Source organism: Aeromicrobium sp. SP1, assembly GCF_055663785.1.
In genome coordinates, this window is record NZ_JBQVVK010000001.1 from 223,283 (window position 1) to 244,545 (window position 21,263).

Sequence of the window (21,263 nt, forward strand, 5' to 3'; positions counted from 1 at the left end):
TCAGCCATCGCCGGCCCGGGAAGCCTCGGCGAGCCGGCCGGCGACGTGGTCGAACCGGTCCGACAGCACGCCCACGGTCACCCGGACGTGCGGGCCGCCGGACCATCCTGACGCCAGGAACGGAGTGCCGCCGGCGACGCGGATGCCCGCGGCCGCCAGGTGCAGCAGGGCCGCGCGCTCGTCGGCGACGGGCACCCACAGGTTGATCCCGTCGTGCTTGGGCACCTCGACGCCGGACTCGCGCAGCCCGCGCCGGATCGCGGCCATGCGTGCGGCGTAGATGCGGCGGGCGTCGGCGACCTGCTCGATCGACGAGACCGAGGTGAGCAGGTCCAACGCGATCCGCTGCACCATGCGCGAGGTCCAGCCCGGACCGAGCATGCGCCGCGCGACGACCCGGTCGACGAGGTCCGCCGGCCCGCTCATCCCGGCGATCCGCAGGTCCGGCCCCAGGGACTTGGAGTAGCTGCGGACGTGCACGACGCGCTCGGGCAGCAGGTGGGCGAGGGTGACGTCCGGCGAGGCGGCGATCTGCGACGAGTGGTCGTCCTCGACGATCACGGTGTCGCGCGCCTCGGGCAGGTCGGTGATGATCCGGGCGAGGTCCTCCGCGCGGCGCGCGGTCAGCGACACCCCGGTCGGATTGTGGGCGCGGGGCTGGAGCACGACGGCTCGTGGGCGCCGGCGCAGGACCCGTGCCAGCTCGTCGGGGCGGACACCCTCGCGGTCGAGCGCCATCGGAGCGGCCTGGGCGCCGAGCTGGTCGACCAGGTCGTGGAACGGCGGGAACCCGGGGCTCTCGAGGGCGACGACGTCGCCGAAGCGCACGACCTGCTCGAGCACGCGCGCGATCGCGTCGAGCGCGCCGTCCGTCACGGTCAGCCGCGGTGCGGGCGCCGGCCAGTCCTGCTGGAGGAACTCGGCGAGTTCCGGCACGACGGGTGACTCCTGGTAGATCCCGGTGCCCGCGCGCGGCGAGATCCGTGACAGCGCGGGCTCCAGTGCGGGGAGGAGAGTGGGGTCGGGGGTGCCGCGCGAGAGGTCGAGGGGCTGGTCGCCCAGATCGCCGACCAGACCCATGACGCGCGGGCTGAGCCAGGCGGTCACGGGCTCGTCGCGCACGAAGCTGCCGGCCCGCCCACGTGAGGTGACCATCCCCGTCCGGCGCAGTGCCTGCCACGCGCCGCTCACGGTGGCGGGGGACACGCCGAGGGCGGCGGCGACGTCCCGCACCGTGGGCAGCCGGTCGCCCGGAGCCAGCTCGCCGCTCGTGATGAGCCGCGCGACGGCACCGGCGATGTCGCGGGGGGAGCGATGCGCCGAGTCCAGCCCGAGCCGGAGGTCTGGCGCTTTGATGTGATCCATGTCACTCTCTCTGGATCGGCTCGACACCGCGGCAGATGTTTACGGCCGCGCCACGGCAGGAAACTGTCCGGAAATGTTCAAGCCGAACGATAACGGAAACCGAGAGCGGGAGGTAGGAACGCATGACGATCGTCCGAGCTGCGATCTCGCAGACCACGTGGACCGGCGACAAGGAGTCCATGCTCGACAAGCACGAGCAGTTCGCCCGCGACGCCGCCGCCCAGGGTGCGCAGGTCATGTGCTTCCAGGAGCTCTTCTACGGTCCGTACTTCGGCATCACGCAGGACCAGAAGTACTACCGCTACGCCGAGCCCGCCGACGGCCCGATCGTGCAGCGCTTCGCCGCCCTGGCCAAGGAGCTGGGCCAGGTCATGGTGCTGCCGATCTACGAGGAGGAGCAGACCGGCGTCTACTACAACACCGCCGTCCTGGTCGACGCCGACGGCACGATCCTGGGCCAGTACCGCAAGAACCACATCCCGCACGTCGAGAAGTTCTGGGAGAAGTTCTACTTCCGTCCCGGCAACCAGGGCTATCCCGTGTTCGACACGGCGATCGGCAAGGTCGGCATGTACATCTGCTACGACCGGCACTTCCCCGAGGGCTGGCGCGAGCTGGGCCTCAACGGTGCCCACATCGTGTTCAACCCGAACGCCACCAAGCCGGGCCTGTCGAACCGGCTGTGGGAGGTCGAGGGGCCGTGCGCCGCGGTCGCCAACGGCTACTTCGTGCTGCAGCCCAACCGGGTCGGACGCGAGGACAACGAGTACGGCGACGAGGCGGTCAGCTTCTACGGCACGAGCCAGGTGATCGATCCGCGCGGCAACTTCGTCGGAGCGCTCGGCAGCAGCGAGCACGAGGAGCTGCTCGTGCGCGACCTCGACCTCGACATGGTCCAGCAGATGCGCGACGACTGGCAGTTCTACCGCGACCGCCGGCCCGACTCGTACACCTCCATCCCGAAACCGTGAACGGAGCAGCCACATGTTGACCCTCATCACCGGCGGCACCGTCGTGAACTCGACGGGTGCCTCGACCGCCGACGTCCTGATCGACGGCGAGACGATCGTCGCCCTCCTCGCGCCCGGCTCGGACGTCCTGGGCGCCGACCTGCCGTCGCGCGTCGACACCGTGATCGACGCGACCGGCAAGTACGTCATCCCCGGCGGCATCGACGCCCACACGCACATGCAGCTGCCCTTCGGCGGCACGTTCGCCTCGGACACGTTCGAGACCGGCACGATCGCCGCGGCGTGGGGCGGCACGACCTCGATCATCGACTTCGCCGTGCAGAAGTACGGCGAGCGGGTCGAGGACGGCCTCGCCACGTGGCACGAGCTCGCGGCCGGCAACTGCGCCGTCGACTACGGCTTCCACCAGATCATCGGCGGCGTCGACGAGTTCAGCCTCAAGGCCATGGAGACCCTCGTGGAGGAGGGCATCACGAGCTACAAGCTCTTCATGGCCTACCCGGGCGTCTTCTACAGCGACGACGCGCAGATCCTCAAGGCGATGCAGAAGGCCGCCGACCTCGGTCTCATGACGATGATGCACGCCGAGAACGGCCCGGCGATCGACGTGCTGGCCGAGCAGCTCTACAACCAGGGCAAGACCGATCCGTACTGGCACGGCATCGCGCGGGCGTGGCAGATGGAGGAGGAGGCAACCCACCGGGCGATCATGCTGGCCGACCTCACCGGGGCCCCGCTCTACGTCGTCCACGTCTCGGCCAAGCAGGCCGTCGAGCAGCTCGCGTGGGCGCGCGACAAGGGCAAGAACGTATTCGGCGAGACGTGCCCGCAGTACCTCTACCTGTCGCTCGAGGAGCACCTCGGCGCGAAGAGCGAGGAGTGGGGCGCGTTCGAGGGCAGCAAGTGGGTCTGCTCGACGCCGCTGCGCTCGCGGGCCGAGGGCCACCAGGACTCGATGTGGCAGGCGCTGCGCACGAACGACCTGCAGATGGTCTCGACCGACCACTGTCCGTTCTGCATGAAGGACCAGAAGGAGCTCGGCAAGGGCGACTTCCGGGCGATCCCGAACGGCATCGGCTCGATCGAGCACCGGATGGACCTCATGTACCAGGGCGTCGTGACGGGCGAGATCACCCTCGAGCGCTGGGTCGAGCTGACCTCCACGACGCCGGCGCGGATGTTCGGCCTGTACGGCCGCAAGGGCGTCCTGCAGCCGGGCGCCGACGCCGACGTCGTCGTGTACGACCCGAACGGCCACACCTCGATCGGCTACGGCGAGGGCAAGAAGCACCACATGAACATGGACCACGCGGCGTGGGAGGGATTCGAGATCGACGGCAAGGTGGACACCGTGCTCAGCCGGGGACGGGTGCTGATCCAGGACGACACGTACCTGGGCAGCAAGGGCCACGGCCAGTTCCTCAAGCGCGGCCTCTCGCAGTACCTGGTCTGATCGGAGCGACTGCATGGACTTCGGCGCCGTACTCCAGACCAACCCGCCCGCGTGGCGGACCGTGCAACTGGCCCAGCTGGCCGAGGTGCACGGCTTCAGCACCGTGTGGACGTTCGACTCGCACCTGCTCTGGCAGGAGCCCTACGTCGTCCACAGCCAGATCCTCGCCCAGACGAAGAGGATCAAGGTCGGTCCGTTCGTGACCAACCCCGCGACGCGGGACTGGACCGTGAACGCCTCGGTGTTCGCGACGCTCAACGAGATGTACGGCAACCGGACGATCTGCGGCATCGGCCGCGGCGACTCCGCGGTGCGCGTCACCAACGGCAAGCCGTCGACGCTCAAGGAGCTGCGCGAGTCGATCCACGTCATCCGCGAGCTCGCGAACTGCCGCGAGGTCGAATACAAGGGCTCGACGCTGCGGTTCCCGTGGGCGAAGGACTCCGAGCTGGAGGTGTGGGTCGCGGCCTACGGGCCGTTGGCGCTCAAGCTCACCGGCGAGGTCGGCGACGGGTTCATCCTGCAGCTGGCCGACGTCGACATCGCGAAGTGGATGATCACGACGGTGCGGCAGGCCGCCGAGGACGCCGGCCGCGACCCCGACGAGATCACGTTCTGCGTCTCGGCGCCGTTCTACGTCGGCGAGGACTGGGAGCACATGCGCGACCAGTGCCGCTGGTTCGGCGGCATGGTCGGCAACCACGTCGCCGACATCGTGGCGAAGTACGGCGCCGGATCGTCGGAGGGTGGCGGCGCCGTGCCGCAGGCGCTCACCGACTACATCGCGGGCCGGCAGGGCTACGACTACAACACGCACGGCAAGGCCGGCAACGACCACGTGGACTTCGTCCCGGACGAGATCGTCGACCGGTTCTGCCTGCTCGGCACGGCGCAGGACCACATCGCCAAGCTCGAGGAGCTCAAGGCGATCGGGGTCGACCACTTCGCGGGCTACCTGCAGCACGACAACAAGGAGGAGACCCTGCGCGTCTACGGCGAGACCGTCATCCCCGCCCTGGCCGACCCCGTGACGGCGAAGGCATGATCGACGTGATCTCGATACGCGGCTCGTACCTCGCCTGCTACTCGATCACCGAGTCGCGGTGGTCGAGTAGCTCCGCGAGGAACGAGCGGGCGTATCGAGACCACGCCCGGAGCACGGCATGAGGCGCTTCAGGGCCGTGCTGGTCGGGGCGCTCGGCCTCGTCCTGCTGGCGGTCGTGTGGGAGGTCTACAAGGCGCTCGGTCCCGAGGACGGCGTCATGATCGGCCAGACCGTCGTGCTGCCGCGCACGAGCGACCTCGCGATGCCGCACGTGTGGGAGATGTTCCAGGCGTTCGGGCAGCCGGCGAGCGGGGCCAGCGACGCCGACACCGTCTTCCAGGTCGTCCTGTCGGCGGCGTGGTTCACACTGCGGATCGCGGCCGCGGGGTGGGTCATCGCGGTCGTCGTGGGGATGGGCCTGGCGGTGCTCATGGCGCGGTTCGGCCTGGCCGAGTCGGCCGTGCTGCCGTGGGTCATCCTGAGCCAGACGGTCCCGCTCATCGCGATCGCACCACTCGTGCGGCGCTGGGGGTCGCAACTGCAGTTCGGCGACTTCCAGTGGCAGAACGAGTACTCGGTCGCCGTCATCGCGGCCTACCTGGCGTTCTTCCCGATCGCGGTCGGCGCCCTGCGCGGCCTCAAGTCGCCCGAACGGCACCAGCTCGACCTCATGCAGGCCTACGGCGTCGGCTGGTGGCGCAGCCTGCTGAGCCTGCGGCTGCCCTCGTCCGTCCCCTTCCTGCTGTCCGCGCTGCGGCTCGCGGCCGCGAGTGCCGTGATCGGCACGGTCGTGGCCGAGGTGTCGATCGGCCTGCGCGGCGGGATCGGCCGACTCGTCATCGAGTACGCGCAGTCCGCCGGTGGCGATCCCGCCAAGCCGTGGGCCCCGATCTTCGGCGCGATCGGCGTCGGCCTCGTCGCCGCGGGCGCCGTCGCCGTGATCGGTCTGTTCCTCAAGCCGTACCGACGACAGGAGGTGGCCCAGTGAGTGCGGTCGACGACGGTTCCGTGCAGGGCCCGGCCGTCCGGGTGGACGGGGTGAGCCGTGTCTTCGAGACGAAGAACGGCCGCGTGGTGGCGCTCGAGGACGTCGACCTGTCGGTCGCCGAGGGCGAGTTCGTGTCGCTCATCGGGCCGTCCGGGTGCGGCAAGAGCACGCTGCTGCGGCTCGTCGCCGATCTCGACCAGCCGACCTCGGGCTCCATCACGGTGCGCGGCAAGGCGCCCCGGCAGGCCCGACTCGACCAGGAGTACGGCATCGCGTTCCAGCAGGCCGGCCTGCTGCCGTGGCGCAGCGTCCGGGCCAACATCGAGCTGCCGTTGCAGATCCACCGTGCCGGAAAGTCCGATCGCCGGGCGCGGTCGGACCACCTGCTCGAGCTGATCGGCCTGACCGACTTCGCCGACCACTACCCGGACCAGCTCTCCGGTGGCATGCAGCAACGTGTCGCGATCGCCCGGTCGCTCGCCGAGAGCCCGAAGCTCCTGCTCATGGACGAGCCGTTCGGCGCCCTCGACGAGATCACCCGGGAGCGGATGCAGAACGAGCTCGTGCGCATCGCGGCCGAGACCGGTGCCGCGGTCGTGTTCGTGACGCACTCGATCCCCGAGGCGGTGTTCCTGTCCGATCGTGTCGTCGTGATGTCGCCGCGACCCGGCCGGATCACGGGCATCGTCGACAGCCAGCTCGGCTCGTCGAGCGACCGCACCGACGACATGCGCGACGAGGAGGGCTTCTTCCGCACGGTCGCGGCCGTCCGCGAGCTCCTCCACGGTGGTGCCCCCGAGACCGTCCGGGGGGTGGAGACCCGATGACGACGGCGCAGACCACGGCCGTGCAGGCCGCCGAGACCCGCTTCCGGCTGTCCGGCGGGGGAGCGCAGGCCGTGCTCGCGCCGATCGTCCTGGGCGTCGTGCTGCTCGGGGCATGGGAGCTCGGGGTGAAGGCGTTCGACATCGACCCGTTCGTCGTGCCCGCGCCGTCGGCGATCGCCGGCGAGGTCGTGGACAACGCCGCGACGATCTGGTCCGGCGCGCTCGAGACCGGCCGCAACGCGCTGATCGGCCTGCTGATCGGCGCGATCCTGGGCGTCGTCGGGGCGCTCGTGGCCAGCTCCAGCTGGCTCTTCGACGAGATGGCCGCGCCGATCGTGGCGGCCCTGTCGGTCGTGCCGATCGTGGCGCTCGCGCCCGTCCTCTACTCGATGTTCGGCGCCGCGGCCGACACCGCGCGCGTCATCGTGGCCGCGCTGTCGGTCGTCGTGCCGGTCTACCTCAACACGCTGCGCGGCCTGCGCCAGGTGCGGCCCGTCCATCGCGACCTGATGAGCGCCTACGCGGCCTCGCCCGTCCAGGTCGCCCGGTCCGTCACCCTGCCGACCGCCGTGCCGTACGTCTTCACGGGCCTGCGGATCGCGTCCAGCCTCGCGGTCATCAGCGCTCTCATCGCCGAGTACTTCGGCGGTCCGATCGGGGGATTGGGCAAGTCGATCACGTCGGCCGCCGCCAGCAGCAACTACCCGCTGGCGTGGGCCTACGTGTTCGGCTCCATCGTGCTGGGGCTCGCGTTCTACGTCGCGACCCTCGCCGCCGAGCTGTGGTTCACCCGCCACCGCTCGACCACCTGAGACCCCGGTCCGCGCTTGCGGTCGGCCACCACAACACGGAGGAGAACACAGATGAAGAAGGGACTCTGGGGCAAGACGGCGGCACTGGCCGCCGTCGCCGCCCTCGCCCTGGCCGGCTGCGGCAGCGGCGGTGATGACGATGACAGCGCCGACGGCGACCTGACCAAGGTCAAGCTGCAGCTGCAGTGGGTCGCCCAGGCCCAGTTCGCGGGCTACTACGCCGCCGTCGACCAGGGGTACTACGAGGACGAGGGCCTCGACGTCGAGATCGTCGAGGGCGGACCCGACATCGTCCCGCAGGACGTGCTCAGCGCCGGTGACGTCGACTACGCGATCTCGTGGGTGCCGAAGGTGCTCGGCTCGATCGAGCAGGGCGCCAACATCACCGACGTCGCGCAGATCTTCGAGCGCAGCGCCACGACGCAGATCTCCTTCAAGGACAAGGACATCAGCTCGCCCGCGAACTTCAAGGGCAAGAAGGTCGGCTCGTGGGGCTACGGCAACGAGTGGGAGCTGTTCGCCGGGATGCAGAAGGACGGCGTGGGCGTCGACGACATCACCCTCGTGCAGCAGGCGTTCGACATGAACGGCTTCCTCGCCGGCGACATCGACGCCGCGCAGGCCATGACGTACAACGAGTACGCGCAGGTGCTGGAGACGAAGAACCCCGACACCGGCAAGCTCTACCAGCCCGAGGACCTCAACGTCATCGACTGGAACGACGTCGGCACCGCGATGCTGCAGGACGCGATCTGGGCGCAGACCGACCAGCTCGAGGACGACGACTACGCCGACCAGACCGTGAAGTTCATCAAGGCGTCCATCAAGGGCTGGGTCTACGCGAAGGACCATCCGGAGGAGGCCGCGAAGATCGTGACCGAGGCGGGCTCGCAGCTCGGCGAGAGCCACCAGCTGTGGATGACCAACGAGATCAACAAGCTGATCTGGCCCTCCACGGCGGGCGTCGGCACGATCCAGGACGACGCGTGGAAGCAGACCGTCGACATCGCCCTCGGCACGAAGAACGAGACGGGCGCGACGATCATCACGAAGGAGCCGCCGGAGACCGCCTACTCCAACGAGTACGTCGAGGAGGCGCTCGACGAGCTGGCGGAGGAGGGCGTCGACACCAAGGGCTCGGACTTCGCCCCGATCGACGTGGAACTGAAGGAAGGCGGCAACTAGGCCGCCGACCGGGAGCTGCCCGGGGCCGATGCCCCGGGCAGCCGCCCCGGTGTCACAGTGGAAGAACACGGAAGGAACCGATGACGATGGGCAACGACGCCGATCTCGACCGACTCGCGCACGACCTCGACCGCGAGCACGTCTTCCACTCCTGGTCCGCCCAGGGTGCGTTGGACCCGATGGTGATCGCCGGGGGTGAGGGCACCCGCGTGTGGGACCACTCCGGCACCACCTACCTCGACTTCTCCAGCCAGTTGGTCAACGTCAACATCGGCTACCAGCACCCCAAGGTGGTGCAGGCGATCGTCGACCAGGCGCAGCAGCTGACCACGATCGGCCCGCCCGTCGCGCACCTCGCCCGCAGCCGGGCCGCGCAGAAGATCGCCGAGCGTGCCCCCGCGGGGATGGACAAGGTCTTCTTCACCAACGGCGGCGCCGACGCGATCGAGAACGCGATCCGGATGGCCCGCCTGCACACGGGTCGCGACAAGATCCTGTCGCGGTACCGCTCGTACCACGGCAACACGGGCGCGGCGATCGTCGCGACGGGCGACTGGCGCCGCATCCCGAACGAGTTCGCGCGCGGCCACGTGCACTTCTTCGGTCCCTACCTGTACCGCAGCGAGTTCTGGTCGCAGAGCCCCGAGCAGGAGTGCGAGCGCGCCCTGCACCACCTGCGCCGGATGATCGAGGCGGAGGGCCCCACGTCGATCGCGGCCGTGCTGCTGGAGTCGATCCCCGGCACCGCCGGGATCATGGTGCCGCCGCCGGGCTACCTCGCCGGGGTCCGCGAGCTGTGCGACCGGCACGGCATCCTGCTGATCCTCGACGAGGTGATGGCCGGGTTCGGCCGCACGGGCGACTGGTTCGCGCACACCGTGCACGGCGTCGTGCCCGACCTCATCACGTTCGCGAAGGGCGTCAACTCCGGCTACGTGCCGGCCGGTGGCGTCATCATCAGCGACGCGGTCGCCGCGACCTTCGACGAGCGGGTCTTCCCCGGTGGCCTCACCTACAGCGGCCACCCGATCGCGATGGCCTCGATCGTCGCCACGATCGACGCGATGGCCGAGGAGGGCATCGTCGACCACGCCGCCGCGATCGGCCGCGACGTGATCGGCCCCGCGCTGGAGAAGCTGGCCGTCGACCACCGCTGCATCGGCGAGGTGCGCGGGCTGGGCGTCTTCTGGGCGCTCGAGCTGGTCGCCGACCGCGACACCCGCGAGCCCGTGTCCGCCGCCACGATGGGCACGATCAAGTCCGAACTGGTGAAACGGCGCGTCCTGCCGTTCACGACGGACAACCGCATCCACGTCGTCCCGCCCTGCGTCGTGACCGCCGACGACGTGGCCGAGGCCGTCGCCGCCTACGACGAGGTGCTCACCCTCGTCGACCAATCCCTGCGGTGATCTCGATACGCGTCTCGCTTCGCTCGCCGGCTACTCGATCACCGGAGCCGGTGGTCGAGTAGCAGGGCGAGGAACGAGCCCGCGTATCGAGACCACCTTCCCCACACCACTTCCAGGAGCACGACATGACTGACACACCGATCCTCGACCACTACGTCTCCGGCGCGGCGTTCGCCGGCGACTCCGACCGCACCGCGCCGGTCTACGACCCCGCCCTCGGGATCGTCCAGAAGCAGGTCCGGCTCGCCTCGACGACCGACGTCGACACGGCGGTCGCCGCGGCGAGGGCCGCCTTCACCACGTGGGGCGCCTCGTCGATCACGGCTCGCCAGAACGTGATGTTCCGGTTCCGCGAGCTGGTCAGCGCCCGCAAGGACGAGCTCGCGCAGATCCTCACGGCCGAGCACGGCAAGGTGCTGTCCGACGCCGGTGGTGAGATCGCCCGCGGCCTCGAGGTCATCGAGTTCGCGTGCGCGATGCCGCACCTGAGCAAGGGCGCCTTCTCCGACCAGGTCTCGACCGACGTCGACGTCTACTCGCTGCGCCAGCCGCTCGGCGTCGTGGGGATCATCAGCCCGTTCAACTTCCCGGCGATGGTCCCGATGTGGTTCTTCCCGCTCGCGATCGCGACCGGCAACACCGTCGTGCTCAAGCCGAGCGAGAAGGACCCGAGCGCCGCCAACTGGATGGCTGAGCTGATGACCGAGGCCGGACTGCCCGACGGCGTCTTCAACGTCGTCCACGGCGACAAGGAGGCCGTCGACGCGCTGCTCGACCACCCGGACATCGCGTCGATCTCGTTCGTCGGCTCGACGCCGATCGCCCGGTACGTCTACGAGCGCGGCACCGCCGCCGGCAAGCGCGTCCAGGCGCTCGGTGGCGCGAAGAACCACATGCTCGTGCTGCCCGACGCCGACCTCGACCTCGTGGCCGACTCGGCCGTCAACGCCGGCTTCGGCTCGGCGGGGGAGCGGTGCATGGCGATCAGCGTCGTGCTCGCGACCGACTCGATTGCCGACGAGCTGATCTCGAAGATCACCGACCGCATGGCCAAGGTCGTCACGGGCGACGGGCGCAAGGGCTGCGACATGGGTCCGCTCATCACGCGGGAGCACCGTGACAAGGTCGCCGGCTACCTCGACGTGGCGGCCGACGACGGCGCCGAGGTGGTCGTCGACGGCCGGGGCATCGCGGTCGAGGGCGACCCGAACGGCTTCTGGCTCGGGCCGACGCTGATCGACCGGGTGCCGCTGTCCTCGACGGCCTACACCGACGAGATCTTCGGCCCGGTGCTGTCCGTCGTGCGTGTCGACGGCTACGAGGAGGGTGTCGAGATCATCAACACGGGTCGGTACGGCAACGGCACCGCGATCTTCACGAACGACGGCGGCGCCGCCCGCCGCTTCGTGCGGGAGATCGAGGTCGGCATGGTCGGCGTCAACGTGCCGATCCCGGTCCCCGTGGCGTACCACTCGTTCGGCGGCTGGAAGGCCTCGCTGTTCGGCGACGCGAAGGCCTACGGTCCCCAGGGCATCGAGTTCTTCACGCGCGAGAAGGCGGTCACCCAGCGCTGGCTCGACCCGAGCCACGGCGGCCTCAACCTCGGCTTCCCCCAGCACGACTGACGCCCCGCCTGACCGGATTCCTCAGGTGTCACACCTACACTCGGTCGGGTGATTCGCTTCGACAAGGTCACCAAGACCTATCCCGGGCAGAAGCGGGCGGCCCTCGACCGGCTCGACCTCGAGATCGTCAAGGGCGAGTTCGTGTTCCTCGTCGGTCAGTCCGGCTCGGGCAAGTCGACGTTCCTGCGCCTGATCCTGCGCGAGACCCGGCCCACGTCCGGCCACGTGTACGTCGCCGGCAAGGAGATCAACAAGCTCTCCAGCTGGAAGGTGCCCAAGCTGCGTCGCCAGGTGGGAACGGTGTTCCAGGACTTCCGGCTGCTGCCGAACAAGACGGTCTTCGAGAATGTCGCGTTCGCGCTCGAGGTGATCGGCAAGTCGCGCGACGAGATCAAGCGACTCGTCCCGGAGACGCTCGACATGGTCGGCCTCGACGGCAAGGGCCACCGGCGTCCCGACGAGCTGTCCGGCGGTGAGCAGCAGCGGGTCGCGATCGCCCGCGCCTACGTCAACCGGCCGATGATCCTCATCGCCGACGAGCCCACCGGCAACCTCGACCCCAGCACGAGCGTCGGCATCATGAAGCTCCTCGACCGGATCAACCGTGAGGACACGACGGTGCTCATGGCGACCCACGACTCCACGATCGTCGACCAGATGCGCAAGCGCGTCATCGAGCTCGACGAGGGCCGCGTCGTGCGCGACGAGGCACGCGGCATCTACGGCTACCAGAACTGAGACCATGCGAGCGATCTTCAACGAACTGCGGGCCAGCCTGACGCGCAACACCTCCATGACGATCTCGCTGATCGTCACGATGAGCGTGTCGCTGCTGCTGGCCTCGCTGGGCCTGCTCATCCAGGCCCAGGCCGAGCGCACCGAGCGCTACTACGGCGACCGCCTGCAGCTGCAGGTCAACCTGTGCACCAAGAACTCCGCGGCGGCCACGTGCGTGGGCGGCACGGCCACCGACGAGCAGAAGCAGGCCGTGCAGGAGGCGCTGAGCGACAACCCCGAGGTCAAGACATTCACGATCCGCACCCCGGAGGAGAACTTCGCGCAGGCGCGCGAGCTGCTCGGCCAGACCGACACGGGGCGCAAGCAGCTCGAGACCCTCGGGACCGACTCGTTCCCGGAGTCCTATCTCGTGACGCTGAAGGACCCCCAGCAGTTCGACGGGGTCGTGAGCGAGGTCTCGGGCATGGACGGCGTCGGCAACGTCAACTCGCTGCGTGAGCTGCTCGGGCCGCTGTTCGAGATGCTAGACAAGATGCAGTGGGCCGCGCTGGGCACCGCGGGCCTGCTGATCGTGGCAGCCATTCTGCAGGTGTCGAACACGATCCGGATGACGGCGTTCGCGCGACGTCGCGAGATCGGCATCATGCGGCTCGTCGGCGCGTCCAGCTGGCACATCCAGGCCCCGTTCATCCTCGAGTCGCTCGTCGCCGCGCTCATCTCGGCGGCGCTCGCGGCGGCAGGGCTGGCGGCGTTCATGCACTTCGTCGTCTACGGCTATCTGCGCGACACGCTCGGGCGGATCACGACGTGGGTCCGCTGGGAGGACGCGTTCCTCGTGATGGGCATGACCACGGTGCTGGCGCTGCTGCTGGCGCTCGTGCCCACGTTCGTCATGACGCGCAAGTACCTGGACGTCTGACCGCGACTCCGGTGACACGCGGGCCCGCTGGGCCCGAAAAGCCTCAAGTCGTGGCGTAGAGTCACATCCGTCACACCGCACGATTCCGTCTCGGCTCATCAGGAGCCAGGACCTTCCCCGGATCGAGTACATGACGAGATTGCGCAAACCGCTGCTCGCGGTCGTCCTGACTGCCACCCTCGTGGCGGGCTTCTCCGCGCCCACGTACGGCGACGAGAAGGATGACGTCAAGCGTCAGCAGCGTGAGAACTCCAAGCAGTTGGAGGACGCCAAGGACGATGTCCAGGCGTCCACCAAGGCAGCCCAGGCGGCCAGGAACGCGCTCGCGCGGGCCGAGCGCAAGCTCTCGTCCGCCCAGACGACGCTCGGTCGGACCCGCGGCAAGCTCGCGGTCGCCCAGGCCGAGGACGCGCGGTTGCGCGCCGAGCTCGAGAAGGCGCAGGCCGATCTGCGCACGGCGGAGCAGAACCTCGCGACCGCCGAGCGGAAGCTCAAGCAGCGCCGGGCCGCCGTCGAGTCGTTCGCGGTCGAGTCCGTCATGGGTGGCGACAACGGCCTCAAGGCGTTCGGCGAGCTGATGCGCGGCGCGGACCCCATGGAGTTCTCCGAGCAGATGAGCCTCAACGAGTCGATCGGTGACGCCCAGCTGGCGAGCATGCAGCAGATGGCCGCCTCCGAGGTCATGCTCGGCATCGAGCGCGACAAGGTCGAGAAGCTGCGCGACCAGGTCGCGAAGCAGAAGGAGCAGGCCGCCGCCGTCGTCGTCACGATGCAGGCCCTCACGGCGCAGGCCGAGGCGCAGGCCGCGTCGGTCGCCCAGCTGGTCACCGCCCGTGCCTCCGCGAAGCGGACCGCCGACGCCACGCTCGCCGACGACGTGCGCCAGGTGCGCGAGTTCGAGTCCGAGCGAGCCAGCCTCGAGCGCAAGATGGCCGCCATCGTGGCGCGCGAGCTGGCCGCGGCGCGCAAGAAGAAGGGCGGCGGTGGCGGTGGCGGAGGTGGCGGCACGACCGGCGACTCCGGTGGAGCGCTGAGCCGACCCGTCTACGGCCCGATCACCTCGCCCTACGGCATGCGCCGGCACCCGATCACGGGTGTCTACAAGCTGCACGACGGCACCGACTTCGGCGTCGCCTGCGGCACTCCGGTCCATGCGGCCGCGGGCGGGACGATCATCTCGCAGTACTTCAACGGCGCCTACGGCAACCGGATCATCCTCAACAACGGGGTGAAGCGTGGCGTCAGCGTCATCACGACCTACAACCACCTGTCGCGGTTCAAGTACTCCAGCGGCACGAAGGTGTCGCGGGGACAGGTCATCGGCTACTCCGGCACCACGGGGTACTCGACCGGCTGCCACCTGCACTTCATGGTGCTGGTGAACGGCTCGACGACCAACCCCATGAACTGGCTCTAGAATGGCCTGATGCCCAAGGAGACCGGTCGCAAGCTGATCGCCCAGAACAAGAAGGCGCGGCACGACTTTCACATCGAGGACACCTTCGAGGCCGGTCTGGTCCTGACCGGCACGGAGGTCAAGTCCTTGCGCATGGGCCGGGCATCGCTCGTCGACGGGTTCGGCGAGATCGAGCGGGGCGAGGCCTGGCTGCTGCAGGTCCACATCCCGCAGTACGACAACGGCACGTGGACCAACCACGAGACGCGCCGCCGCCGCAAGCTCCTGCTGCACCGCAGCGAGATCGAGCGGATCGAGCACCGTACGCAGGCCAAGGGCCTGACGATCGTCCCGCTGTCGCTGTACTTCAAGGACGGTCGCGCGAAGGTCGAGATCGCGCTCGCGCGCGGCAAGAAGGAGTTCGACAAGCGGCACGCGATCGCCGAGCGCCAGGCCACCCGCGACGCGCAGCGCGAGGTGGGCCGCCGCCTCAAGGGCCTGTGAGCCTCACCGATGTGGGCTGACGCGGACCTGCCCGCGTACCTCGACCGGCTCGGCGTGCCCGGCATCGTGGACGTGCACGTGCACTTCATGGCGCCGCAGATCCTGGCGAAGGTGTGGGCCTACTTCGACGCCGCGGGCCCGAAGCTGGGCCGGCCGTGGCCCATCCACTACCGCACGAGTGACGAGGAGCGGGTCGCGACGCTGCGGTCCCTCGACGTGGTGCGGTTCAGCGCGCTGTCCTACGCGCACAAGCCGGGCATCGCGCCGTTCATGAACGAGTGGAACCGCGGCTTCGCGGCGCGCGTGCCCGAGTCGCTGCACTCGGCCACGTTCTATCCCGAGCCCGGTGCCGCCGACTACGTCCGCTCCGAGATCGACGCGGGGGCGCGCGTCTTCAAGGCGCACCTGCAGGTGGGCGAGTTCGCGGCCGACGACCCGCTGCTCGTTCCGGTCTGGGACGTCCTCGCCGACGCCGGTGTGCCGACGGTCCTGCACGCCGGGTCCGGGCCCGCGCCGGGTGAGTTCACCGGACCGGCGAGTGTCCGCCGCGTCCTCGAGCGTCGTCCCGACCTGCCGCTCGTGATCGCGCACCTGGGCATGCCGGAGTACGCCGACTTCATGGATCTGGCGGATCGGTACGAGCGCGTGTGGCTCGACACGACGATGACGTTCGTCGACTTCTTCGACGACCGGCCCGAGATCGACCCCGATCGGCTGCTCGCGCTGCAGGACAAGATCGTCTTCGGCAGCGACTTCCCGAACATCCCCTACCCCTACGCCCACCAGGTCGAGGCCCTCGACCGGCTCGGCCTGGGCGACGAGTGGATGCGCGCCGTGCTGTGGGACAACGGGGTGGCCCTGTTCGGCTGAACCGCTTGTGTGGTCCCTGAGGTCCGTGGGAACTTTGACCTGGTTCGGGGGACCCGTCATGGAAAGGCCTGCCATGTTCCGTGCCCTGCGCATCGTCACGCTGTCCGCCGTCACGCTTCTCGCCGCCACCGTCCCGGCGAACGCCGACGACGTGACCGTCACCCCCGTCTCCACCCTTACGGGTCCCGCGACGTCCATCGGCTTCCCCTGGGGTGTCGCGACTGACGCCGCCGGCGGCCGGTGGGTGGTCGCGGGAGCCACGGGCAGGATCGGCTACTTCCCGGCGTCGGCGACCGGAAATGTCGCCCCGACCCGATGGATCGGCGGGACGAACGCCGGATTCGTCAACCCGTACGGGCTGGCACTGGACCCGGACGGCGACCTGTGGGTCACCGACCTCAACGACTCGGTGAAGCGCTTCGACGTCAGTGCCCTGACGCCGACCGGTGAGCAGAACGTCGCACCCGTCCAGACGATAAGCGGCGCCGCCACCGGGCTCGTCGATCCGCTGTCGATCGACGTCGACTCGCGTGGCTACATCTTCGTCTCCAACGACCCCGGATCGGTGACGAGCTACCTTCCGTCGGCTTCGGGGAACCGGGCTCCGGTGCGGACCATCTCCGGCGCGAAGACGCTGCTGTCCGGCGCGACCGGCCTGGACATCGTCGGCGACCGGATCTGGGTGTCGGCCTTCTACGGCGAGCGCGTCCTGGGCTTCGACGTCCGCGACGACGGCAACGTGCCTCCCGACGTCGCCATCGACGGGCCGAACACCGGCTTGAACGGCCCCCGCGGGATCGCACTCGACGATGCCGGACGCGTCTACATCTCGGGCCAGGACGGCAAGATACGGGTCTACCCCGCGCGCCCGGACGGCAACGTCAGGCCGCTGCGCACGGTGTCGATCGCCGGGACGACCGCCATCCTGCCGGACCTGGCCCTGGACTCCCGGCGTCGCGTGAGCGTCACGGCGATCGCTGACAACAGTGTCTTCACCCTGCCGGCGTTGTTCACGTCCGCTCCGACGGCGCCGCGATCACCGAAGGTCTCCGGATCGGCGAAGTCGGCGAAGCGGACGATCTCGTGGACGGCACCGGCCAACGACGGCTACGCGGCGGTCTCCGGCTACCAGGTCCAGGTCCAGCGAGGCGCGACCGTGAAGTACAACGCGACGCTGCCTGCCGCGAAGCGGACCCTCACGGTGACCCGCAAGAAGCTCGGCAAGGGTCCGCGGGTGGCCTATGTGAGGGCCAGGAACTCCGCCGGCTGGTCCGCCTGGACGAAGGTGTCGTTCACGGTGCGGTGACCGGGTTCAGGCCGCGGTGAGCGCCGGTTCGCGACGGACCACGATCGACAGCACGGCGGCCAACGCACACAGGGCGGCACCGGCGAGCCACGCGTACGTGTACGAGCCGAAGGAGTCGCGGATGACGCCTGCGCCGAGGGCCGCGGCCGCCGCTCCGAACTGGTGCGCGGCGAACACCCAGCCGAAGACGATCGTGCCGCGTTCGCCGAAGATCTCGCGGCACAGCGTGGCCGTCGGCGGCACGGTGGCGACCCAGTCGAGACCGTAGATGACGATGAACAGGACCATGCTCGGGTGCACGGTGGCGGCCAGCAGCTGTGGCAGCAGGAGCAGACCCACGCCGCGGAAGCCGTAGTACGCCACGAGCAGGATGCGCGGATCGAACTTGTCGGTCAGCCAGCCCGACGCGACCGTGCCGACGATGTCGAAGATGCCGACCGCGGCGAGCAGTCCGGCGGCGGTCGTCCCGGCCATGCCGTGGTCGTGGGCCGACGGGATGAAGTGGATGCCGATCAGGCCGTTGGTCGTGGCTCCGCAGATCGCGAAGGCGAGCGCCAGCGCCCAGAAGGCGCGGTGGTGGGCGGCGTACGTGAGCCCGTCGATCGCGCGTGCCGCGGCGCCTCCGTGGGCGCGCGGCGGGGGAGTCCAGTCGGGTGCGGCGCCGTACGGGCTCACGCCGCGCTCCTCGGGATAGTCGCGCAGCACGGTCCAGGCGATCGGCACGACGGCCAGCGCGGCGACCGTGACCACGATCGATGCCTGCCGCCAGCCGGCGTGCTCGGCGAGACTGGCCACGACCGGCAGGAAGACCAGTTGGCCGGTGGCCATGCCGGCGGTGAGGATGCCCATGACGAGGCCCCGCCGCTGCTCGAACCAGCGGTTCGCGATCGTCGCGGCCAGCACGAGCGCCATCGCCCCGGTGCCCAGCCCGATCAGGACGCCCCAGCACAGCAGCAGCTGCCACGGGGCGGTCATGAACACGCTGCCGCCGGCACCGAGTGCCACGAGGGTCAGCGCGGTGCAGACCACCTGGCGCATGCCGAACCGGTCCATCAGGGCCGCGGCGAACGGGGCCGTGAGTCCGTAGAGCAGCAGGTTGATGCTCACGGCCAGGGACATCGTGCTCGTCGACCAGCCGAACTCGTCGTGGAGCGGGTCCATCAGCGCACCCGGTGCGGCGCGGAAGCTCGCGGCGCCGATCAGGGCGAGGAAGGCGACCGCGGCGACGACCCAGGCCGGGTGGATCCGGGGGAGTCGGGTCGTTCGTGCCATGTGCACATCCTGCCTCCGGGCAACGGGGAACGTTTCGTCGGCCGGGCGCGTTAGGATGGGTGTATTGACAATTCCAGAGGGGCTGATCGGTTTCGACTGTGGTCGTTCGACTCAGGAGAAGCGGGTAGAGAAGGCAACGTCATCTCTCAAACGATCGTTGCAAACCCATAAGTGCCGATTCCAAGCGCACTGACTTCGCCCTCGCTGCCTGACAGCGACCTGCGAAGGGTGGACCCGGGAACGTCCTCGTCCCGGATCGTCCATCTCATCTAGAGGACTTGCTGATCAGACCGGGTAGCGCGGTCTGATCGGGACTTTTTCGCTGCTGAGCCTGTCGGTGACGCGTTCGTCCGAGCACCGGGGCTGAGAAAAGCGTCAGACGAACTGCACCCGGAGAAGTACTGACTCAGCGCCAGAGGACCCGGGTTCGATTCCCGGCAGCTCCACCAGCCCTCGACAGAGGCGTCAATTCAGAAGGGCCACCCCATGGGGTGGCCCTTCGTCATGTCCGCGATCAGTCAAGGGCGCCCAGCACGCCGCGGACGCCGGCTTCGATCTGATCGCGACCGATGCCGAGCCCGGTCAGGACGCCCTCGTCGTCCTCGGTCTCGGCCAGCGCGAGCAGCACGTGCTCGGTGCCGATGTGGTCGTGGCCCAGACGAAGCGCCTCGCGTGCGGTCAACTCGAGCACCTTCACGGACTGGGTGTCGTAGGGGATGAGGCTGGGCAGTGGGTCGGGCGACGGCGCGGGGGTCGCCGCGAGGGCGGCGGCCCGCAGTTCCTCGACGGTGTGACCCTGGGCCACCAGGACGGTGGCAGCCACGCCCTCGGGCTCGGCGAGTAGCCCCAGCAGCAGGTGCGCCGGGGAGATTTCGGCGTGGTGCGCCTCGTGGGCTTCGTTCATCGCGGCGACCACGGCATTGCGGGCCCGTGGCGTGAAGCGCGCGAAAGGGTTGGAGTCCGAGTTCGGCTTCGCGACGAACCGCTTCTGCACCGCCTGCTTCGTCACGCCCATGCTCTGGCCGATGTCCGACCACGACGCGCCGGCCCGGCGGGCCTGGTCGACGAAGTGGCCGACGAGATGGTCTCCGACGTCGTCGAGGTGCTGGGCCACGACGACGGCGCTGGAGAGCCGGTCGAGCTCGTTGTCGGTGGAGCGGCGGATGCCCTCGATGAGGTCGCCGAGGCTGATCGTCTTCTCGACGGGTGCGTCTTCGGTCATGCGTCAACCCTAGGTTGACTTTCCTGCTGCCGTCAACCCACAGTTGACGATGGGTCACCCGCCATGATGGAGCCCATGACTGCACTGGACCGCCTGAACGATGCCGGCCGCGAGTTCCTCGTCGACCGTCACCTCGCGACCTTGTCGACGATCGGTCCGGCGGGGGCGATCCACACCGTGGCCGTCGGCTTCACGGTCGGCGACGACGGCGTCGTGCGGATCATCACCAGCGACGGCAGCCAGAAGGTGCGCAACGTCGAGCGCGATCCGCGTGCCACGGTCGCCCAACTGGCCGGTCCCCAGTGGATGAGCATCGCCGGGACGGCCGTGGTCCAGCGCGACCCCGAGGACGTGGCCCTCGCGGTGGAGCTCTACGCCCGCCGGTACCGCCAGCCGCGCGAGAACCCGCAGCGCGTCGCCATCGCGATCACGCCTGAGCAGGTGATGAGTTCTCCGGGGCTGCGTGTCGACGGCGAGGCACGCGCCCACCACTGAGCGCACGCTGGCCGTCAGGCGCCGAGGAAGCGGCGCACCCGCGGCGTGATCTCGGTCCTGAACTCGTCGAAGAAGCCGTGCCGGCCACCGGGCGTGACGACCAGCTCGGCGTCGGCGAGGTGGTCGACGAGGAGTTCGGCGTTCGCCACCGGCGCCATCGGGTCGTCGTCGCCGTGCAGGACGAGCACGGGCGGCGTGATCTCGTGCAGTCGGTCGGTGGCGTCGTGGCCGTTGCTGGCGCGCAGGTGCGCGTGTTGGGCGCGCGCCGTCATCGACGGGTCGCCGAGCAGGTGGCTGCGACGACCCAGCGCCCGCCAGGACGGCGTGTAGAAGAAGTCGACGAGCGTCCGCGTGCGGAGTTCGGGGTCGGGTGCGGCGAGGGCGCGCCGCACCTCGGGACCGCGGTCGAGGGCGTGCAGACCGCCGGGCGTCGTGCACGCCAGCACGAGTCCGCCGACGAGGTCGGGCCGGTCGATCGCCAGCCACTGGGCGACGCGGCCGCCCATCGACGTGGCGTAGACGTCGGCCCGTTCCACCGCGAGGACGTCCAGGACCCGTGCGGCGTCGGCGGCGAACGATCGCGTCGTCCAGTCGCCGTCGGGCGACCGGGTGGCGCCCGTGCCGCGGTAGTCGAACGTGACGGTGCGCCAGCGGTCCTCGAAGTCGTCGCGCAGGCCGGTCCACCAGTCGTGCGAGTTGGCCTGACCGGGCAGGAGGAGCAGGACGGGACCGTCCTCGGGCCCGGCCTCCTGCACGGCGATCCGGGCGTCGCCGGAGTCGATCGTCACGTGCCGCACGCTGTCATTCCTACTGCACGGCCCGGTCGGTCGCGCGAGCGCCCGGGCGCGCGACTAGCGTTCG

20 protein-coding genes and 1 other RNA gene are annotated in these 21,263 nt (G+C 69.6%); 17 read left to right on the forward strand and 4 right to left on the reverse strand.

What is annotated here, in order from left to right; all coding sequences use genetic code 11:
* Positions 1–1,365: an aminotransferase-like domain-containing protein gene (locus ACT26F_RS01070; protein ID WP_471668621.1), complete on the reverse strand. Its 1,365-nt coding sequence runs from the start codon at positions 1,363–1,365 to the stop codon at positions 1–3.
* 122 nt (positions 1,366–1,487) lie between these two features.
* Here ACT26F_RS01070 and ACT26F_RS01075 point away from each other — a divergent pair, with 122 nt between their 5' ends.
* From ACT26F_RS01075 to ACT26F_RS01145, 15 genes are all read left to right on the forward strand, one after another.
* Positions 1,488–2,336, forward strand: a complete 849-nt coding sequence (locus tag ACT26F_RS01075; RefSeq protein WP_471668622.1) for a nitrilase-related carbon-nitrogen hydrolase — start codon at positions 1,488–1,490, stop codon at positions 2,334–2,336.
* A 13-nt stretch (positions 2,337–2,349) separates the two neighbouring features.
* Entirely contained in the window at positions 2,350–3,789 is a 1,440-nt protein-coding gene (gene hydA / locus ACT26F_RS01080; protein WP_471668623.1) for a dihydropyrimidinase, read from the forward strand.
* A gap of 13 nt (positions 3,790–3,802) precedes the next feature.
* Positions 3,803–4,834: a TIGR03842 family LLM class F420-dependent oxidoreductase gene (locus ACT26F_RS01085; RefSeq protein WP_471668624.1), complete on the forward strand. Its 1,032-nt coding sequence runs from the start codon at positions 3,803–3,805 to the stop codon at positions 4,832–4,834.
* Positions 4,835–4,952: 118 nt separating this feature from the next.
* On the forward strand, positions 4,953–5,822 hold the full coding sequence (locus tag ACT26F_RS01090) for an ABC transporter permease (RefSeq protein ID WP_471668625.1): 870 nt from the start codon (positions 4,953–4,955) through the stop codon (positions 5,820–5,822).
* On the forward strand, positions 5,819–6,649 hold the full coding sequence (locus tag ACT26F_RS01095) for an ABC transporter ATP-binding protein (RefSeq protein WP_471668626.1): 831 nt from the start codon (positions 5,819–5,821) through the stop codon (positions 6,647–6,649). The genes ACT26F_RS01090 and ACT26F_RS01095 overlap by 4 nt, the downstream gene beginning before the upstream one ends.
* Positions 6,646–7,461, forward strand: coding sequence for an ABC transporter permease (locus ACT26F_RS01100; RefSeq protein WP_471668627.1), 816 nt, complete (start codon positions 6,646–6,648; stop codon positions 7,459–7,461). Before ACT26F_RS01095 ends, ACT26F_RS01100 begins: the two co-directional genes overlap by 4 nt.
* 51 nt (positions 7,462–7,512) lie before the next feature.
* Complete coding sequence (locus ACT26F_RS01105; RefSeq protein ID WP_471668628.1) at positions 7,513–8,646, forward strand: ABC transporter substrate-binding protein; 1,134 nt, start codon at positions 7,513–7,515, stop codon at positions 8,644–8,646.
* An 80-nt stretch (positions 8,647–8,726) separates the two neighbouring features.
* The gene (locus tag ACT26F_RS01110; RefSeq protein WP_471668629.1) at positions 8,727–10,055 is read left to right on the forward strand and encodes an aminotransferase class III-fold pyridoxal phosphate-dependent enzyme; all 1,329 of its coding nucleotides are present in this window, start codon (positions 8,727–8,729) and stop codon (positions 10,053–10,055) included.
* A 125-nt stretch (positions 10,056–10,180) separates the two neighbouring features.
* The gene (locus tag ACT26F_RS01115) at positions 10,181–11,680 is read left to right on the forward strand and encodes a CoA-acylating methylmalonate-semialdehyde dehydrogenase (protein ID WP_471668630.1); all 1,500 of its coding nucleotides are present in this window, start codon (positions 10,181–10,183) and stop codon (positions 11,678–11,680) included.
* 48 nt (positions 11,681–11,728) lie between these two features.
* Positions 11,729–12,418: a cell division ATP-binding protein FtsE gene (ftsE, locus tag ACT26F_RS01120; protein ID WP_471668631.1), complete on the forward strand. Its 690-nt coding sequence runs from the start codon at positions 11,729–11,731 to the stop codon at positions 12,416–12,418.
* A 4-nt stretch (positions 12,419–12,422) separates the two neighbouring features.
* Positions 12,423–13,337 carry a permease-like cell division protein FtsX gene (ftsX, locus tag ACT26F_RS01125; protein ID WP_471668632.1) on the forward strand — a complete coding sequence of 305 codons (915 nt, stop codon included), beginning with the start codon at positions 12,423–12,425 and terminating at the stop codon, positions 13,335–13,337.
* A gap of 130 nt (positions 13,338–13,467) precedes the next feature.
* Complete coding sequence (locus ACT26F_RS01130) at positions 13,468–14,754, forward strand: peptidoglycan DD-metalloendopeptidase family protein (RefSeq protein ID WP_471668633.1); 1,287 nt, start codon at positions 13,468–13,470, stop codon at positions 14,752–14,754.
* Positions 14,755–14,763: 9 nt separating this feature from the next.
* Positions 14,764–15,237 carry an SsrA-binding protein SmpB gene (gene smpB, locus ACT26F_RS01135; protein WP_471668634.1) on the forward strand — a complete coding sequence of 158 codons (474 nt, stop codon included), beginning with the start codon at positions 14,764–14,766 and terminating at the stop codon, positions 15,235–15,237.
* 9 nt (positions 15,238–15,246) lie between these two features.
* Positions 15,247–16,107, forward strand: coding sequence for an amidohydrolase family protein (locus ACT26F_RS01140; protein WP_471668635.1), 861 nt, complete (start codon positions 15,247–15,249; stop codon positions 16,105–16,107).
* Between the two features lie 58 nt (positions 16,108–16,165).
* Positions 16,166–17,413 carry a hypothetical protein gene (locus tag ACT26F_RS01145; RefSeq protein WP_471668636.1) on the forward strand — a complete coding sequence of 416 codons (1,248 nt, stop codon included), beginning with the start codon at positions 16,166–16,168 and terminating at the stop codon, positions 17,411–17,413.
* Positions 17,414–17,419: 6 nt separating this feature from the next.
* Here the strand turns inward: ACT26F_RS01145 and ACT26F_RS01150 are convergent, their stop codons facing one another.
* Entirely contained in the window at positions 17,420–18,685 is a 1,266-nt protein-coding gene (locus tag ACT26F_RS01150; RefSeq protein ID WP_471668637.1) for an MFS transporter, read from the reverse strand.
* Positions 18,686–18,763: 78 nt separating this feature from the next.
* On the opposite strand from ACT26F_RS01150, the gene ssrA reads away from it, so the two are divergent.
* Positions 18,764–19,134, forward strand: a transfer-messenger RNA (tmRNA) gene (ssrA, locus tag ACT26F_RS01155).
* Between the two features lie 65 nt (positions 19,135–19,199).
* On the opposite strand, the gene ACT26F_RS01160 is transcribed toward ssrA, so the two are convergent.
* Positions 19,200–19,907, reverse strand: coding sequence for a Clp protease N-terminal domain-containing protein (locus ACT26F_RS01160; RefSeq protein ID WP_471668638.1), 708 nt, complete (start codon positions 19,905–19,907; stop codon positions 19,200–19,202).
* Between the two features lie 75 nt (positions 19,908–19,982).
* On the opposite strand from ACT26F_RS01160, the gene ACT26F_RS01165 reads away from it, so the two are divergent.
* Positions 19,983–20,402, forward strand: a complete 420-nt coding sequence (locus ACT26F_RS01165; RefSeq protein WP_471668639.1) for a pyridoxamine 5'-phosphate oxidase family protein — start codon at positions 19,983–19,985, stop codon at positions 20,400–20,402.
* Between the two features lie 14 nt (positions 20,403–20,416).
* Here the strand turns inward: ACT26F_RS01165 and ACT26F_RS01170 are convergent, their stop codons facing one another.
* Complete coding sequence (locus tag ACT26F_RS01170; protein WP_471668640.1) at positions 20,417–21,199, reverse strand: alpha/beta fold hydrolase; 783 nt, start codon at positions 21,197–21,199, stop codon at positions 20,417–20,419.
* Positions 21,200–21,263: the final 64 nt, after the last annotated feature.